The organism is Streptomyces sp. NPDC002886 (assembly GCF_042888445.1).
GTDB lineage: Bacteria > Actinomycetota > Actinomycetes > Streptomycetales > Streptomycetaceae > Streptomyces.
In genome coordinates this window covers 843,357-858,736 of record NZ_JBIAPV010000003.1, presented here as the reverse complement: position 1 = coordinate 858,736, position 15,380 = coordinate 843,357, and the positions used below count along the sequence as shown (strand labels likewise).

The following is a 15,380-nucleotide window of genomic DNA, read 5'->3' as shown; positions in this document are numbered from 1 at the left end:
GGCCCTTGTGCGCAAGGGCTTTGGAGTGGATGGTCGGCCCGTCGCGGAGCAGGTGCGCGGCGGGCCGACCGCGTATACCACTAACTGCCCCACGGTATGGACAACTTCGGAATTCCGGCGCAAGGAGCTGAAAGCAGACGGTCACCCGGGTTACTGTCAGTTTCGTGTTCGCTGCAGAACGTCGCCAATTGATCCTCGAAATGGTGCGGGCCAACGGAGCTGTTTCGCTCCGGGAGCTCGCCCGCGTCGTCCAGACCTCCGAAGTGACCGTACGGCGGGACGTGCGGGCACTGGAGGCAGAAGGACTCCTCGACCGCCGGCACGGCGGTGCGGTATTGCCGGGCGGTTTCACGCGTGAATCCGGCTTTCCGCAAAAGTCCCATCTCGCGACGGCGGAGAAGACCGCCATCGCCGATGTCGCGGCCGGACTCGTCGAAGAAGGCGAGGCCGTGGTCGTCGGCGCCGGCACCACCACCCAGGAGCTGGCCCGCCGGCTCGCCCGGGTGCCCGGACTCACCGTCGTCACCAACTCGCTGCTCGTCGCACAGGCGCTGGCCCATGCGAACCGAGTGGAGGTGGTGATGACGGGCGGAACCCTGCGCGGATCCAACTACGCGCTGGTCGGCAGCGGTGCCGAGCAGTCCCTCCAGGGGCTGCGGGTCTCGCGGGCCTTCCTGTCCGGCAGTGGTCTCACCGCCGAGCGCGGGCTGTCCACCTCCAACATGCTCTCCGCGAGCGTGGACCGGGCGCTGGTGCAGGCCGCGGCGGAGGTGGTGGTCCTGGCCGACCACACGAAGCTCGGGACGGACACCATGTTCCAGACCGTGCCGACCGATGTGATCACCCGGCTGGTGACGGACGAGCCGCCGCCGCACGACGACAGGGCCGGTGCGGAGCTGCAGGCGCTGGCGGACCAGGGCGTGCAGATCACCGTCGCCGGGTCCGCGGGTGCCTCCGGTGGCGGGGAGTCGATGGCCGGGCGCCGCCCGCGCCGGGAGTCCCCGCTGCCCGTGCAGAGGCGGGGTGGCCCGACGGCCCAGCTGCGCAGTGCGGCGCCGCCGTTGCACGAGCAGCAGGCGGAGCGGGCGCGGGTCGCGGACATGCGGCGCCGTTAGCCGGGCGCGGCACCGAAAAAAAGATCGCCTCGATCGCCGGCGGGGCTGGATACGTCCAGCCCCGCCGGCGATCGAGGCGTGGGGTCCGGGGCGCGGCCCCGGGGAACGGGCGAAGGACGGTCGCCCCGCGCAGCGGCGCGAGCACCCGCACCCGTGGCCGGGGGGTTCCGGGGCGGTGGCCCCGGAACCCCGGCCGAGGACGTCAGTCCTTGATCTCGCAGATGGGCGCGCCCGACGTGAGGGAGGCGCCGACCTCCGCCGCGAGGCCCACGATCGTGCCCGAGCGGTGCGCGTTGAGCGGCTGTTCCATCTTCATGGCTTCGAGGACGACGATCAGGTCGCCCTCGTTGACCTGCTGGCCCTCCTCGACCGCGACCTTCACGATCGTGCCCTGCATGGGCGAGGCGAGGGTGTCGCCGGAGGCGGCCGGGCCGGACTTCTTGGCCGCGCGGCGCTTGGGCTTCGCGCCGCCCGCGGCGGCCGTGCGGGCCAGGGTCATGCCCAGCGAGGACGGGAGGGAGACCTCCAGGCGCTTGCCGCCGACCTCGACGACCACGGTCTCGCGGCCGGGCTCGTCCTCGGAGTCTTCCGCGGCGGGGACCACGAACGCGGGGATCTCGTTGACGAACTCGGTCTCGATCCACCGGGTGTGGATCGTGAACGGGTTCGCGGTGAAGGCCGGGTCCACGACGACCGCACGGTGGAAGGGGATGGCGGTGGCCATGCCTTCGACCTCGAACTCGGCGAGCGCGCGCGCCGCCCGCTGCAGGGCCTGCTCACGGGTGGCACCCGTGACGATGAGCTTGGCGAGGAGCGAGTCCCAGGCGGGTCCGATGACCGAGCCGGACTCGACGCCCGCGTCCAGGCGCACGCCCGGACCGGTCGGTGCGGCGAACTTGGTCACGGTGCCCGGCGCCGGCAGGAAGCCGCGGCCCGGGTCTTCGCCGTTGATGCGGAACTCGAAGGAGTGGCCGCGCAGGACCGGGTCCCCGTAACCGAGCTCCTCGCCGTCGGCGATGCGGAACATCTCGCGGACGAGGTCGAGGCCGGTGACTTCTTCGGTGACCGGGTGCTCGACCTGGAGGCGGGTGTTGACCTCGAGGAAGGAGATCAGGCCGTCGGCGGAGACGAGGAACTCGACGGTGCCGGCGCCGACGTAGCCGGCTTCCTTCAAGATCGCCTTCGACGCCGCGTACAGCTCGGCGTTCTGGGCTTCCGTCAGGAACGGCGCGGGCGCCTCCTCGACCAGCTTCTGGTGGCGGCGCTGGAGCGAGCAGTCACGGGTGGAGACGACGACCACGTTGCCGTGGGAGTCGGCCAGGCACTGGGTCTCCACGTGACGCGGCTTGTCGAGGTACTGCTCGACGAAGCATTCGCCGCGGCCGAAGGCGGCGACGGCCTCGCGGACGGCGGAGTCGTAGAGCTCGGGGACCTCTTCGAGGTTCCGGGCGACCTTCAGGCCGCGACCGCCGCCGCCGAAGGCGGCCTTGATCGCGATGGGCAGGCCGTGCTCCTTGGCGAACGCGACGACCTCGTCCGACCCGGAGACCGGGTCCGGCGTGCCGGCCACCAGCGGCGCGCCGGCGCGCAGCGCGATGTGGCGGGCGGCGACCTTGTCACCGAGGTCGCGGATCGCCTGCGGCGGCGGGCCGATCCAGGTCAGACCCGCGTCGATGACGGCCTGCGCGAATTCGGCGTTCTCGGAGAGGAAGCCGTATCCGGGATGGATGGCGTCCGCACCGGAATCGGCTGCGGCCTGCAGGATCTTGGACATGTCCAAGTAGCTGGCGGCCGGGGTGTCACCGCCCAACGCGAAAGCTTCGTCGGCCGCGCGGACGTGCAGAGCGTCCCGGTCCGGGTCGGCGTAGACGGCTACGCTCGCGATCCCGGCATCCCGGCAGGCCCGAGCAACGCGGACTGCGATTTCGCCACGGTTGGCGATGAGCACCTTGCGCACGATGGCTCCCTCCTTGAAACAAGCTGAGTTTAGGGACAGCCCACACGGCCTTTCGACCCTTCCCCGGTGGTGACCTTGCCCACACGGACTGTGATCTGAGTCGACCCCGGGTCGAGAAAGCCCCTGTGGCGCCCCATGTCAGGGGGATCCCCGACTGCACAGTAACCCTGCCGTGTGTCCGGGGTCTCTGTTCCCCGAGTCAGCGGGCCGGGGTGATTCTTTGTCGAATCCCTACGAACGGCCCACCCGGTTCCTTGCGCGGGCGCCGTGTCGCCGCCGTGTCGCCGCGGTGTCGTCGCCGGGGCGTCGCCGTGCGGCGGCCCGACCGTAACGAAGCGGCCCCGGCCCCTTGTACCAAGGTTTACCCGTTAGTAGCCTCCAGGGCGTCGAACGGGCTTGTGCATGCGGGGTGGGGGCGTCGTGGCTGGTGTGGGTGGCGTGGGTGGCATGGTGCTGCGGAGATCCGTGGCCGGAGCGACCGCGGTCGTACTCGTCGTGGAGGCGGCGGTGCTCGGCTTCGTCCACCTCGTCCTGGGCCGGACCACCGAGAACCAGTCGATGTCCATCGCGGGCGCCGATCCGGATGTCATGTCCAAGGCAACCTATGCGATGGGCGCCGGCATGGCCGGGTTCCTGCTCGCCTGCGCGGTGTTCCTCGCCCTCGCCGCGATCCGCGACCGGGCCCCGGGCGCCTTCGCGCGCGTGCTCCTCGTCTGCGCCGCCGTCACCCACGGACTGCTCGGCGCCCTCGTCGTCGGCCTGGTGGGCTGGGGCGCCTTCGCGGTGATGATGCTGATCCTCTGCCTGCTGGTGCTGAGCCTGACCCTCTACGCGGCCAAGGGCGCGGGTGAGGCCGGCAGCGGCGCGGGCGGCCCCGCGGAGGGCTCCAGCGGCCCCCTGGGCGGCTTCGGAGGCCCGGGCGGGCCGAATGGCCGCGACGGCGCTCCCGACGGTGACGCGGACGTCCAGGACGCGCCGCCGCCGGGCCACCCGCTCGCGGACTTCGGGGACTTCGGCAGGCTCGGGGAGATCAAGCCCACAAGTCCGTGATGGACACGCCCAGTTCCGCCAGCAGCGAGCGCAGCAGCGGCATGGAGATCCCGATCACATTGCCGTGATCCCCGTCGATCCCCTCGATGAACGGGGCCGACAGCCCGTCCAGGGTGAACGCCCCCGCCACGTGCAGCGGTTCCCCGCTCGCCACGTACGCCGCCACCTCCGCGTCCGTCGGCTCGCCGAAGCGGACCGTCGTCGACGCCGTGGCCGAAACCCGTCGGCCGCTCGCCGTGTCGATCACGCAGTGCCCGGTGCGCAGCACCCCGGCGCGCCCGCGCATCGACTTCCAGCGGGCCGTGGCCTCCTCGGCGTCCGCCGGCTTGCCCAGCGCCTCGCCGTCCAGCTCCAGCACGGAGTCGCAGCCGATCACCAGGGCCCCGGCGGCCTCGTCCAGGGCCGCCACGACGGCCGCCTTCGCCTCGGCCAGCGCGAGCGCCAGCTCGGAGGGGGAGTCGGCGGTCAGGGCGTCCTCGTCGAAGCCGCTCACGATCACGTGCGGGGCGAGCCCGGCCTGCCGCAGCAGGTTCAGCCGGGCGGGCGAAGCGGAGGCGAGGACGAGGGCGTGGCGGGGGGCAGCAGTCATGCCTGCCATCGTAGGGGCGGACCGGGGAGCCCGGCTCGCGGCGCTAGAAACCGCCCACGCCCAGCACGTACACCACGACGACCATCGCGATGACGACGATCACCGTCATCCGCCGGACCATCGCCGCGGCATCGCGCATGTCCTTCGGCGGCTCGTTCTTCGGGTCTGACCAGAGCATGCTCCGATCCTGGCCCCGAGCACTGCTGTGGCGCCTGAGTACGGGTACTCAGGCGCCACGGGCGGTTCACGCCATCTTCATCCGCGACCGCGTCTACGACTACGCGGCTGCGGCCGCACCTGCGACCACCTCTACGCGGGCCAGTACGTACGGCCCCACGCGCCCGGTCCGGGGCGCGGCAGGGTCCGCTGGGCCACCCGGCCCGGTGCCGCCCACGCGTCGGTCACCCGCGCCGCGCCCGACGGCTCCGACGCGAGGGCCGCCGAGCGCGCTCGGACCACCGCCAGTGCGGCGGCCAGCTCCTCCGGGGTCGGGTTCCCCTTGACGACCTTGATCACCACGGGACTGCCTCCTAGCGTCTAGCGTCCTAGAGGGGGATGTTGCCGTGCTTCTTCGGGGGCAGGGACTCGCGCTTGGTGCGCAGCTGCCGCAGCCCCTTGACCACGTGCGCCCGGGTCTCGGACGGCATGGTCACCGCGTCGACGTAGCCGCGCTCGGCAGCCGTGTACGGGTTCAGCAGCGCGTCCTCGTACTCGGTGATGAGCCGCGCCCGGGTCTCCTCGGCCGTCCCGGCCTCCTCCGCTTCGGCGATCGCCCGGCGGTGCAGGATGTTGACCGCGCCCTGCGCGCCCATGACGGCGATCTGGGCCGTCGGCCACGCGAGGTTCAGGTCGGCTCCGAGGTGCTTGGAGCCCATCACATCGTAGGCACCGCCGAAGGCCTTGCGCGTGATGACGGTGATCAGGGGGACGGTCGCCTCGGCGTACGCGTAGATCAGCTTGGCGCCGCGCCGGATGATTCCGTTGTACTCCTGGTCGGTGCCCGGCAGGAAGCCCGGCACGTCGACGAAGGTCAGCACCGGGATGTTGAAGGCGTCGCAGGTCCGGACGAACCGGGCCGCCTTCTCGGAGGCGTCGATGTCCAGGCAGCCGGCGAACTGCATCGGCTGGTTGGCGACGACCCCGACCGGGTGCCCCTCGACGCGGCCGAAGCCGGTGAGGATGTTCGGCGCGAAGAGCGACTGGGTCTCCAGGAACTCCGCGTCGTCGAGCACGTGCTCGATCACCTTGTGCATGTCGTACGGCTGGTTCGCGCTGTCCGGGATCAGCGTGTCGAGCTCGCGATCGCTGTCCGAGACCTCGGTGTCGGCCTCCTCGGGGAAGGCCGGGGGCTCGGAGAGGTTGTTCGACGGGAGGTAGGAGAGGAGCGACTTCACGTACTCGATGGCGTCCTTCTCGTCACCCGCCATGTGGTGCGCGACGCCGGACGTGCTGTTGTGCGTGCGCGCCCCGCCCAGCTCCTCGAATCCCACGTCCTCGCCGGTGACGGTCTTGATGACGTCCGGGCCGGTGATGAACATGTGCGAGGTCTGGTCGACCATGACCGTGAAGTCGGTGATGGCGGGGGAGTACACGGCCCCGCCGGCGCAGGGGCCGACGACCAGGCTGATCTGCGGGATCACGCCGGAGGCGTGGACGTTGCGGCGGAAGATCTCGCCGTACATGCCCAGCGCGCTGACGCCCTCCTGGATGCGGGCGCCGCCGGAGTCGTTGATGCCGATCAGCGGGCAGCCGGTCTTCAGCGCGAAGTCCATCACCTTCATGATCTTCTGGCCGTAGACCTCGCCGAGGGCCCCGCCGAAGACGGTGAAGTCCTGCGAGAACAGGGCGACGGGCCGCCCGTCGACGGTCCCGTAGCCGGTGACGACGCCGTCGCCGTACGGGCGGGTCTTCTCCAGCCCGAAGTTCGTCGACCGGTGCCGGGCGAACTCGTCCAGCTCGACGAAGGACCCCTCGTCCAGCAGCAGGGCCACCCGCTCACGCGCCGTCAGCTTCCCCTTGGCGTGCTGCTTCTCCACCGCCCGCCCGGATCCGGCGTGCGTGGCTTCCTCGACGCGGCGCTGCAGATCCGCGATCTTCCCCGCGGTGGTGTGCATGTCGATCGGCTCTGACGGTTGTGACATCGGGGTCGCGGCTCCCTGCGTGGTGTCAACTGCCTGGTGACTTACTTGGTTTTTACTAGCTACTGGTGCGTAGCGTATCGGCGGGCATGGCGCTCGGCGGTGCGGCGTTTGACACACCTAATCTGGCTTGCATGACGCCATCAGATGCATCAGGCGGGGCTTCGAACGGAGCTTCCGCGGGCCGTTGGTCGAGTCTGGACCGGCCGCCGTTGAACGTAGCCGCGCTGCAGCGGGCCCTCGTGACCGGTGAGGGGCTGTGGAGCTCGCTGGAGGTGGTGGGCTCCACCGGGTCCACCAACAGCGATCTCGCCTCCCGGGCCGCGAAGCTGCCCGAGGGGGCCGTGCTCGTCGCCGAGGAGCAGACCGCCGGGCGCGGCAGGCTCGACCGGAGCTGGGTCGCGCCCGCGCGGTCCGGGCTGTTCTTCTCCGTACTCCTGAAGCCCGGGCCCTCGGTACCGCAGGAGCGGTGGGGCTGGCTGACGCTGCTGGCCGGGGTGGCCACGGCCACCGGGCTCTCGCGCGCCGCCGGCGTGGACACCGCACTCAAGTGGCCCAACGACCTCCTGGTCACCGTCGACGGTGAGGAGCGCAAGGCCGGCGGGATCCTCGCCGAGCGCGTGGGCGACGGGGTCGTCCTCGGGATCGGGCTCAACGTGACGCTGACCGACGCCGAGCTCCCGGTGGACACCGCCGGGTCGCTGCTCCTGGCCAAGGCCACCGTCACCGACCGGGACCCGCTGCTCAAGGCCGTACTGCGCTCGCTGGAGCAGTGGTACGGAAACTGGCGCGCGGCCGGCGGCGATCCGGCGGCCAGCGGTCTGCAGGAGACGTACGCGGCGGGCTGCGCGACCCTCGGCAAGCACGTGCGGGCCGAGCTGCCGGGCGGGCGCACGCTCACCGGGACGGCCGAAGCGGTGGACACCGACGGACGGCTCGTCGTACGGACCGCGGAGGACCGGCACGAGGCCGTGGGGGCAGGGGACGTCGTCCATCTGCGGTCCGTGCGGTAGCCCGCGGGGGGACCGCCCCGGGTGACGGAGTAGGGGAGTGAGCTACGGCACACCTGCCGTATGGTTTAGGCGATCCCGGTCCTCGCGGTGATCACCCGGTTCGGCAGTGCGCACGGAATGGACAGGAGGCGGCCCTTGACCGTCGACGACCCTCGGTCCAGCGCGCCCGCCCCCGGAGCGGCGACGGGCGGCTCCGGCGGCCCCGGTGGTTCCGGAGTCCACGCCACCCCCATCGGGCGCGAGCAGCACACTCCCCACCACGAGGTCGACCACACGGCGCAGCCGACGGCCGACCCGCTCGCCATCCGCCTGGAGCAGCTGATCCTGGGCGCCGAGCGCCGGTACACGCCCTTCCAGGCGGCCCGCAGCGCCGGGGTCTCGATGGAGCTCGCCTCCCGCTTCTGGCGGGCCATGGGCTTCGCGGACATCGGCCAGGCCAGGGCCCTGACGGAGGCCGACGTACTGGCGCTGCGCCGGCTCGCCGGCCTCGTCGAGGCCGGGCTGCTGAGCGAGCCGATGGCGGTCCAGGTGGCCCGGTCCACCGGGCAGACCACGGCCCGGCTCGCCGAGTGGCAGATCGACTCCTTCCTGGAGGGCCTGACGGAGCCGCCGGAGCCGGGGATGACCCGGACGGAGGTCACGTACCCGCTGGTCGAGCTGCTGCTGCCGGAGCTGGAGGAGTTCCTCGTCTACGTGTGGCGGCGCCAGCTCGCGGCCGCGACCGGGCGGGTCGTGCAGGTGGCGGACGACGAGGAGATGGTCGACCGGCGCCTCGCGGTGGGCTTCGCGGACCTGGTGGGCTTCACGCGCCTGACGCGGCGGCTGGAGGAGGAGGAGCTCGGCGAGCTGGTCGAGTCCTTCGAGACGACCTCCGCGGACCTGGTGGCGGCGCACGGCGGCCGGCTGATCAAGACGCTCGGCGACGAGGTGCTGTACTGCGCCGACGACGCGGCGACGGCGGCGGAGATCGCCCTGCGGCTGATCGAGACGATGGAAGCCGACCCGCAGATGCCGGAGCTGCGCGTGGGCATCGCCTTCGGAACGGTGACCACGCGGATGGGCGACGTCTTCGGGACCACGGTGAACCTGGCCTCGCGGCTGACGTCCATAGCCCCCAAGGACGCGGTCCTGGTGGACGGCGCGATGGCCCAGGAACTGGGCCGCACGGGCGCGGCGCCGGTCTCGGAGAAGGAAGCGGAGAACGAGGAGGGCGGCGGCACCTACCGCTTCGCGCTCCAGCCGATGTTCCAGCGCCCGGTGCGCGGCCTCGGCGTGGTGGAGCCCTGGTCGCTGACGCGCCGGAGCCCTAAGATCCCCGGATAACGTTCGTTAACCGGGAGGGTCCCTGTGTCCGAATCTTCGGCATTTGTCACTACGCGAAGGCATGAGGGCGGGGTCGCCGAGCTGGTTCTGGACCGGCCCAAGGCGATGAACGCCGTGTCCACCGAGATGGCTCGGAGCATCGGCTCCGCGTGCGCGGAGCTGGGCGCGGACCCGTCGGTGCGGGTCGTGGTGCTCTCCTCGGCCGCCGAGAGGGCGTTCTGTGTGGGGGCGGACCTCAAGGAGCGCAACTCCTTCTCGGACGCCGAGCTGCTGCGCCAGCGGCCGACCACGCGGGGCGCGTACGGGGGAGTGCTGGAGCTCCCGATGCCGGTGATCGCGGCGGTGCACGGATTCGCGCTGGGCGGCGGCTTCGAGCTGGCCCTCGCCTGCGATGTCATCGTGGCCGACGAGACGGCCGTCGTCGGGCTGCCCGAGGTGTCGGTCGGGGTGATCCCGGGCGGCGGCGGTACCCAGCTGCTGCCGCGGCGCGTAGGGGCGGCGCGGGCCGCGGAGCTGATCTTCACCGCGCGGCGGGTGGAGGCCGCGGAGGCGCTGGCCCTGGGCCTGGTGGACTCGGTGGTGCCGGCGGGGACGGACCGCGAGGCCGCCCTCGCGATGGCGGCGGCGATGGCCGCGAACTCCCCGGTCGGGCTGCGGGCCGCGAAGCGGGCGCTGCGGCTCGGGCACGGCATGGACCTGGTGGCCGGGCTGGAGATCGAGGACGCGGCGTGGCGGACGGTGGCCTTCTCCGGGGACCGGGCCGAGGGCGTGGCGGCGTTCAACGAGAAGCGGAAGCCGGAGTGGCCCGGGGTGTGAGGGCTGGATCCGCACCCTCGGATCCGCACCCTCGGATCCGCACCCTCGGATCCGCACCCTCGGATCCGCGCCCTGCTTCGTGACCCGGTGTGATCTTGATACCACCGAATGTCGCGCCAATTATCACTAAATCGGACAAAACTCCCTAACCTGGGGTGATGGGTGTTGACGGGCGGCTTCGAGCCGTTGTGGGCCTCGCGCAGGCCATGGCCGCCGCGTGTGCGCCGCGGGACAGCGTGCGGGCGGCCGCGCGCGGGGCCAGGCTGGCGATGGACGGCTCGTTCGCCGCGATCTCCGCGTGGGAGCGGGAGCGGGGGCGCCTGCGGGTGCTCGTGAACGAGGGGGAGCGCCGGGACGGGGAGGAGGAGTTCCCCGAGGACGAGTCGTACCCCGTCCACGATTTCCCCGAGATCACCGAGTTCCTGCACGAGCGCTGGGTCGGTGGGAGCGGACCCCACGCCTGGGTGGACAGCGCGGTCGGCGACCGGCCGGGACGCCGGGGCGACGTGCTGCGGCGGCGCGGGCGCGGTACGTGCGTGGTGGCCCCGATCGTGCTGAGCGGGCGGGCCTGGGGCGAGCTGTACGTGGCCCGGGACGAGGGCATGGCGGACTTCGACGAGGACGACGCGGAGTTCGGAGAGGTCCTCGCGGCGGTGATCGCGGCGGGGCTGGCGCAGAGCGACCGGCTGGAGGAGGCCCGACGGCTCGCGTTCACCGACCCGCTGACCGGGCTGGCCAACCGGCGGGCCGTGGACATGCGGCTCGACGAGGCGCTGGAGGAGCACCGGCGGAGCGGTGCCGCGGTGGTGGTGAGCCTGGTCGTCTGCGACCTGAACGGCCTCAAGAAGGTCAACGACACCCTCGGGCACGCGATGGGGGACCGGCTGCTGGAACGGTTCGGCTCGGTGCTCAGCCTGTGCGGGGCGATGCTGCCGGGAGCGCTGGTCGCGCGGCTGGGCGGGGACGAGTTCTGCCTGGTCAGCGTGGGGCCTTCGGCGGACGAGGTGGTACGGGTCACCGAGGAGGTGTGCCTGCGGGCCGCCGAGCTGGAGCTCGGGGAGGGGGTCGCCTGCGGGGTCGCCTCCACGGGGGACCCGATCGGGCCGGTGAAATCCTCCCGGCGGCTGTTCCGGCTGGCGGACGCGGCGCAGTACAAGGCGAAGGCGGCGCGGTCGGCGAAGCCGGTGGTCGCGGGGCGGGACACCGCGGTGGTCCGGCTCGCCGACGCGGAGCCCGGGGGGCCGGGCGAGCGACGCCGCTTCCGGGGGCGGGCGTAGCGAAGCCGGCCCGCGGCCCGGCCCCCGCCGGGCCGACTCACCCGCACCCGTCCACCGGCCCCCGCGCCGGCCGGCCGTGGCGGGCACGCCCACCGGCCCCCGCCGGACGGAGTCCGGCGCAGCGCGGCGAAGCCGGGGAGGCCCGCCAGGGCCGAGCCGTGCGAGCAGCGCGTCAAGAAGGAGTGACATGGAGGGATTCAGTCCGTACGCTGCTGAATATGGATATGCACACTGTCGTGGTGGGAACGTCCGGGACCACCGCCGAAGACGTGATCGCCGTCGCCCGCGGCAACGCCCGCGTGGAGCTTTCCGGTGAGGCGCTCGCCGCGCTCGCCGCGGCCCGCGAGATCGTGGACGCGCTCGCCGCGAAGCCCGAGCCCGTCTACGGGGTGTCCACCGGGTTCGGGGCGCTCGCCTCCCGGCACATCAGCCCCGAGCTGCGCGCGCAGCTCCAGCGCAACATCGTCCGTTCGCACGCCGCCGGCATGGGCCCGCGCGTGGAGCGCGAGGTCGTGCGGGCGCTGATGTTCCTGCGGCTGAAGACCGTCTGCTCCGGGCACACCGGCGTCCGGCCGTCCGTCGCGCAGACGATGGCCGACGTGCTCAACGCCGGGATCACCCCCGTCGTGCACGAGTACGGCTCGCTGGGCTGCTCGGGAGACCTCGCCCCGCTCTCGCACTGCGCGCTCGCGCTGATGGGCGAGGGCGACGCGGAAGGCCCCGACGGAGTCGTGCGGCCCGCCGGGGAGCTGCTCGCCGAGGCCGGGATCACCCCCGTCGAGCTCCGCGAGAAGGAAGGCCTCGCCCTCCTCAACGGCACCGACGGCATGCTCGGCATGCTGGTCATGGCCCTCGCCGACCTCGGCAGGCTGTACACCGCCGCCGACATCACCGCCGCGCTGACGCTGGAGGCGCTGCTCGGCACCGAGAAGGTGCTCCAGCCCGAGCTGCACGCCATCCGCCCGCACCCCGGTCAGGGTGCCGCCGCCGCGAACATGGCCGCCGTCCTGAAGGGTTCCGGGCTCGTCCGGCACTACCAGGAGGAGACCGCCCCGCGCGTGCAGGACGCCTACTCCGTGCGCTGCGCCCCGCAGGTCGCCGGCGCGGGCCGCGACACCATGGCGCACGCCGCTCTCGTCGCCTCCCGCGAGCTGGCCGCCGCCGTCGACAACCCGGTCGTGCTGCCCGACGGGCGCGTGGAGTCCAACGGGAACTTCCACGGAGCCCCGGTCGCGTACGTGCTCGACTTCCTCGCCATCGCCGCCGCGGACCTCGGGTCGATCGCCGAGCGCCGCACCGACCGGCTGCTCGACAAGAACCGCAGCCACGGCCTGCCGCCGTTCCTCGCGGACGACGCCGGCGTGGACTCCGGGCTCATGATCGCCCAGTACACGCAGGCCGCGCTGGTGAGCGAGATGAAGCGGCTCGCGGTCCCGGCCTCCGCGGACTCGATCCCCTCCTCCGCCATGCAGGAGGACCACGTCTCGATGGGCTGGTCGGCCGCGCGCAAGCTCCGTACCGCCGTCGACAACCTCACCCGGATCATCGCCATCGAGATGTACGCGGCCACCCGCGCCATCGAGCTGCGCCACGGGCTGACCCCGGCGCCGGCCAGCCAGGCCGCCATCGCGGCGGCGCGGGCGGCGGGCGTGGAGGGTCCCGGGCCGGACCGGTTCCTGGCGCCGGACCTGGCCGCCGCGGACGCCTTTGTTCGTTCCGGTGGACTCGTGGACGCCGTCGAGTCCGTGACCGGCCCCCTCGCCTGAGGGAATTGGTTCGAGCACGAGGAAGGGTGCGGCACCGGGGGATCCCGGGGCCGCACCCTTCTGCGTGTATGCGGGCCGTTACGCCGTGTGCGAGCGGCGTACGGAGAAGGCCACGAAGCCGGCTCCGGCGCCCAGGCAGAGCGTGCCGCCGAGCAGGTAGGGCGTGGTGTCCACGCCGCCCGTGTCGGCGAGCGCGAGGGCGGGCTCGGGCGCGGAGGCGGCCTGGACCTCCGTGTTCGCGGCGGCGGGCGCGCCGGAGGCGGCCTTCTCGTGGCCGGGCGCGGTGGCGTTGGCCGAGGGGACGAACCACAGGATGGCGAGGAGGGTGGTCGCTCCGAGAGCGGTGAGTGTTGATCGACGTGCGGACACGGTGCGATCCCCCTTGTGGCAGCAGCGAATTGGCCCCGTGCGGTGATGCTACGGAAAGGGGCGGGTCGTGGGAAAGTCGGGGCTGCCGCGGGATTACTCTCCGTCGTATGAACCCTTCTGAGAACTCACGCTTCGTCCGCCTTCGTGTTGATTTGGTACTTGAAGTGCCGGACGTCGACGCCCTCACCGGCGCCGCTCTCGCGCACATCAAGGCCGACGAGTTCATGCCGGACGAGGAGCGCGGCCACGCCGAGGCGGCCGTCCGGGAGGACGAGTCGGAGGCCCTGGCCTACCTGGTGGACCCCACTGACCTGGTCGCGGACATCCCCGGAGTGGAGCTCGCGCAGGCCTCCTGGAGCAGCGAGCCGGTGGAATACGACCCCGAGTCCATGGAGTGGGACCTCGACGAGGAAGATGGGGAGCTCGACGAAGAGACTGACAACGCCTGACGGTGGGGTTGACCACATTCGAACGGAATGGGGCGGCACCTCGGGGTGTAATGCGTTGTCAGGATGAGGCAGGGGGTCATGCCCCCTGCCCGGGGAGTTCGGGGTTCCGGCAACGATGGAGTGGCGTGTGAGGACGGACAGCATGCGGCGGAGAAGGTCCCTGGTGGCCATATCCGCCGTACTCGGCGGCGTACTGGTGCTCGCGGGATGCGGCGGCGACGACGGCAAGGCGCAGACGCCGAAGGCCAGCGGAGAGGCGTCGGCCAAATCCCAGGCGGACGTGGACGCGGCCGCGGCCAAGGACGCCTCCCAGGCCAAGATAGCCATCACGCCCAAGGACGGCGCCGCCAACGTCGGCCTGAACGACGCGGCCACGGTGGCCGTGACCGAGGGCACGCTCACCGCGGTCGAGCTGAAGAGCTCCGAGGGCACGAAGGTGCCGGGCAAGATAGCCGCCGACGGGAAGAGCTGGAAGCCGGACGGCGCGCTGAAGCGCTCCACGAAGTACGCGCTGTCGGCGACCGCGAAGGACGAGGCGGGCCGCGAGGCGCACGAGAACGCCTCCTTCACCACCATCTCCCCGCAGAACAGCTTCGTGGGGTCCTTCATCCCGGACGCGGGTCAGACCGTCGGCGTGGGCATGCCGGTCTCGATCACCTTCGACAAGTCCATCAAGGACAAGAAGGCCGTCCAGGCGGGCATCACGGTCACCTCCAGCAGCGGCCAGGAGGTCGTGGGCCACTGGTTCAGCACGCAGCGGCTGGACTTCCGCCCCGAGAAGTACTGGCAGGCGGGTTCCACCGTCACCCTGAAGCTGGCGCTGGACGGGGTCCAGGGCGGCCCGGGCATCCAGGGCGTGCAGAGCAAGACCGTCACCTTCAAGATCGGCCGGAGCCAGGTCTCCACGGTCGACGCGAAGAGCAAGAAGATGACGGTCACCCGTGACGGCGCGGTCCTCAAGACCATCCCGATCTCGGCGGGCTCCCCGGAGAACCCGACCTACAACGGTCAGATGGTGATCTCCGAGAAGTTCAAGGAGACCCGGATGAACGGCGCCACCGTCGGCTTCACGGACGACGACGGCAAGGGCGAGTACGACATCAAGGACGTGCCGCACGCGATGCGCCTGTCGAACTCCGGCACCTTCGTGCACGGCAACTACTGGGGCCCGGACTCGGTCTTCGGCAGCGCCAACACCAGCCACGGCTGCGTCGGCCTGAACGACGCCAAGGGCGCGAACGACCCGAACCAGCCCGCGGCCTGGTTCTACGACAACTCCCTCATCGGAGACGTCGTCACGGTCGTCAACTCCCCGGACAAGACGATCAAGCCGGACAACGGCCTCAACGGCTGGAACATGAACTGGGCGGACTGGAAGGCCGGCTCGGCCGTCTGAGCCGCCGACACCACAACCGCACCCCGACGAAGCGCAGACGGACGGCGGGGAGCCCCGGCCAGGGGGCTCCCCGCCGTCCGTCCGTTCGTAGGCGCTTGTACGGGTGATCCTGTGCGCGACCT

At 71.9% G+C, this 15,380-nt stretch carries 15 protein-coding genes; 9 read left to right on the top strand and 6 right to left on the bottom strand.

Annotated features, from left to right (window positions below; all coding sequences use genetic code 11):
* Positions 1-164: 164 nt before the first annotated feature.
* The gene (locus tag ACFYYB_RS16180) at positions 165-1,115 is read left to right on the top strand and encodes a DeoR/GlpR family DNA-binding transcription regulator (protein ID WP_327304948.1); all 951 of its coding nucleotides are present in this window, start codon (positions 165-167) and stop codon (positions 1,113-1,115) included.
* A gap of 202 nt (positions 1,116-1,317) precedes the next feature.
* Here ACFYYB_RS16180 and ACFYYB_RS16175 read toward each other — a convergent pair whose 3' ends face one another.
* Positions 1,318-3,072, bottom strand: coding sequence for an acetyl/propionyl/methylcrotonyl-CoA carboxylase subunit alpha (locus ACFYYB_RS16175; RefSeq protein ID WP_389435854.1), 1,755 nt, complete (start codon positions 3,070-3,072; stop codon positions 1,318-1,320).
* Between the two features lie 447 nt (positions 3,073-3,519).
* Between ACFYYB_RS16175 and ACFYYB_RS16170 the strand changes: the two genes are divergently transcribed.
* Positions 3,520-4,122, top strand: coding sequence for a hypothetical protein (locus ACFYYB_RS16170; protein WP_389435853.1), 603 nt, complete (start codon positions 3,520-3,522; stop codon positions 4,120-4,122).
* Here ACFYYB_RS16170 and ACFYYB_RS16165 read toward each other — a convergent pair.
* From ACFYYB_RS16165 to ACFYYB_RS16150, 4 genes are all read right to left on the bottom strand, one after another.
* Positions 4,103-4,711, bottom strand: a complete 609-nt coding sequence (locus tag ACFYYB_RS16165) for a nucleoside triphosphate pyrophosphatase (RefSeq protein ID WP_327304945.1) — start codon at positions 4,709-4,711, stop codon at positions 4,103-4,105. The genes ACFYYB_RS16170 and ACFYYB_RS16165 overlap by 20 nt on opposite strands.
* Before the next feature lie 43 nt (positions 4,712-4,754).
* The gene (mmpB, locus tag ACFYYB_RS16160; RefSeq protein ID WP_279346700.1) at positions 4,755-4,889 is read right to left on the bottom strand and encodes a morphogenic membrane protein MmpB; all 135 of its coding nucleotides are present in this window, start codon (positions 4,887-4,889) and stop codon (positions 4,755-4,757) included.
* Positions 4,890-5,020: 131 nt separating this feature from the next.
* Entirely contained in the window at positions 5,021-5,230 is a 210-nt protein-coding gene (locus ACFYYB_RS16155) for an acyl-CoA carboxylase subunit epsilon (RefSeq protein ID WP_389435852.1), read from the bottom strand.
* A 26-nt stretch (positions 5,231-5,256) separates the two neighbouring features.
* Positions 5,257-6,852, bottom strand: coding sequence for an acyl-CoA carboxylase subunit beta (locus ACFYYB_RS16150; protein WP_327304943.1), 1,596 nt, complete (start codon positions 6,850-6,852; stop codon positions 5,257-5,259).
* Between the two features lie 131 nt (positions 6,853-6,983).
* Here ACFYYB_RS16150 and ACFYYB_RS16145 point away from each other — a divergent pair, with 131 nt between their 5' ends.
* From ACFYYB_RS16145 to hutH, 5 genes are all read left to right on the top strand, one after another.
* Positions 6,984-7,862, top strand: coding sequence for a biotin--[acetyl-CoA-carboxylase] ligase (locus ACFYYB_RS16145; RefSeq protein WP_389435851.1), 879 nt, complete (start codon positions 6,984-6,986; stop codon positions 7,860-7,862).
* A gap of 135 nt (positions 7,863-7,997) precedes the next feature.
* A complete protein-coding gene (locus ACFYYB_RS16140) occupies positions 7,998-9,185 on the top strand; it encodes an adenylate/guanylate cyclase domain-containing protein (RefSeq protein ID WP_389435850.1) in 1,188 nt (395 codons plus the stop codon).
* A gap of 24 nt (positions 9,186-9,209) precedes the next feature.
* Positions 9,210-10,001, top strand: a complete 792-nt coding sequence (locus tag ACFYYB_RS16135; RefSeq protein ID WP_389435849.1) for an enoyl-CoA hydratase/isomerase family protein — start codon at positions 9,210-9,212, stop codon at positions 9,999-10,001.
* A gap of 158 nt (positions 10,002-10,159) precedes the next feature.
* Positions 10,160-11,278 (top strand): diguanylate cyclase domain-containing protein, encoded by a 1,119-nt coding sequence (locus ACFYYB_RS16130; RefSeq protein WP_389435848.1) that lies wholly within the window; start codon positions 10,160-10,162, stop codon positions 11,276-11,278.
* A 224-nt stretch (positions 11,279-11,502) separates the two neighbouring features.
* Positions 11,503-13,044, top strand: a complete 1,542-nt coding sequence (gene hutH / locus ACFYYB_RS16125) for a histidine ammonia-lyase (RefSeq protein WP_389436219.1) — start codon at positions 11,503-11,505, stop codon at positions 13,042-13,044.
* Between the two features lie 78 nt (positions 13,045-13,122).
* On the opposite strand, the gene ACFYYB_RS16120 is transcribed toward hutH, so the two are convergent.
* Positions 13,123-13,413 carry a hypothetical protein gene (locus tag ACFYYB_RS16120; protein WP_389435847.1) on the bottom strand — a complete coding sequence of 97 codons (291 nt, stop codon included), beginning with the start codon at positions 13,411-13,413 and terminating at the stop codon, positions 13,123-13,125.
* A gap of 164 nt (positions 13,414-13,577) precedes the next feature.
* Between ACFYYB_RS16120 and ACFYYB_RS16115 the strand changes: the two genes are divergently transcribed.
* On the top strand, positions 13,578-13,862 hold the full coding sequence (locus tag ACFYYB_RS16115; RefSeq protein ID WP_266880772.1) for a hypothetical protein: 285 nt from the start codon (positions 13,578-13,580) through the stop codon (positions 13,860-13,862).
* Between the two features lie 115 nt (positions 13,863-13,977).
* Positions 13,978-15,258 carry an Ig-like domain-containing protein gene (locus tag ACFYYB_RS16110; protein WP_389435846.1) on the top strand — a complete coding sequence of 427 codons (1,281 nt, stop codon included), beginning with the start codon at positions 13,978-13,980 and terminating at the stop codon, positions 15,256-15,258.
* Positions 15,259-15,380 lie beyond the last annotated feature (122 nt).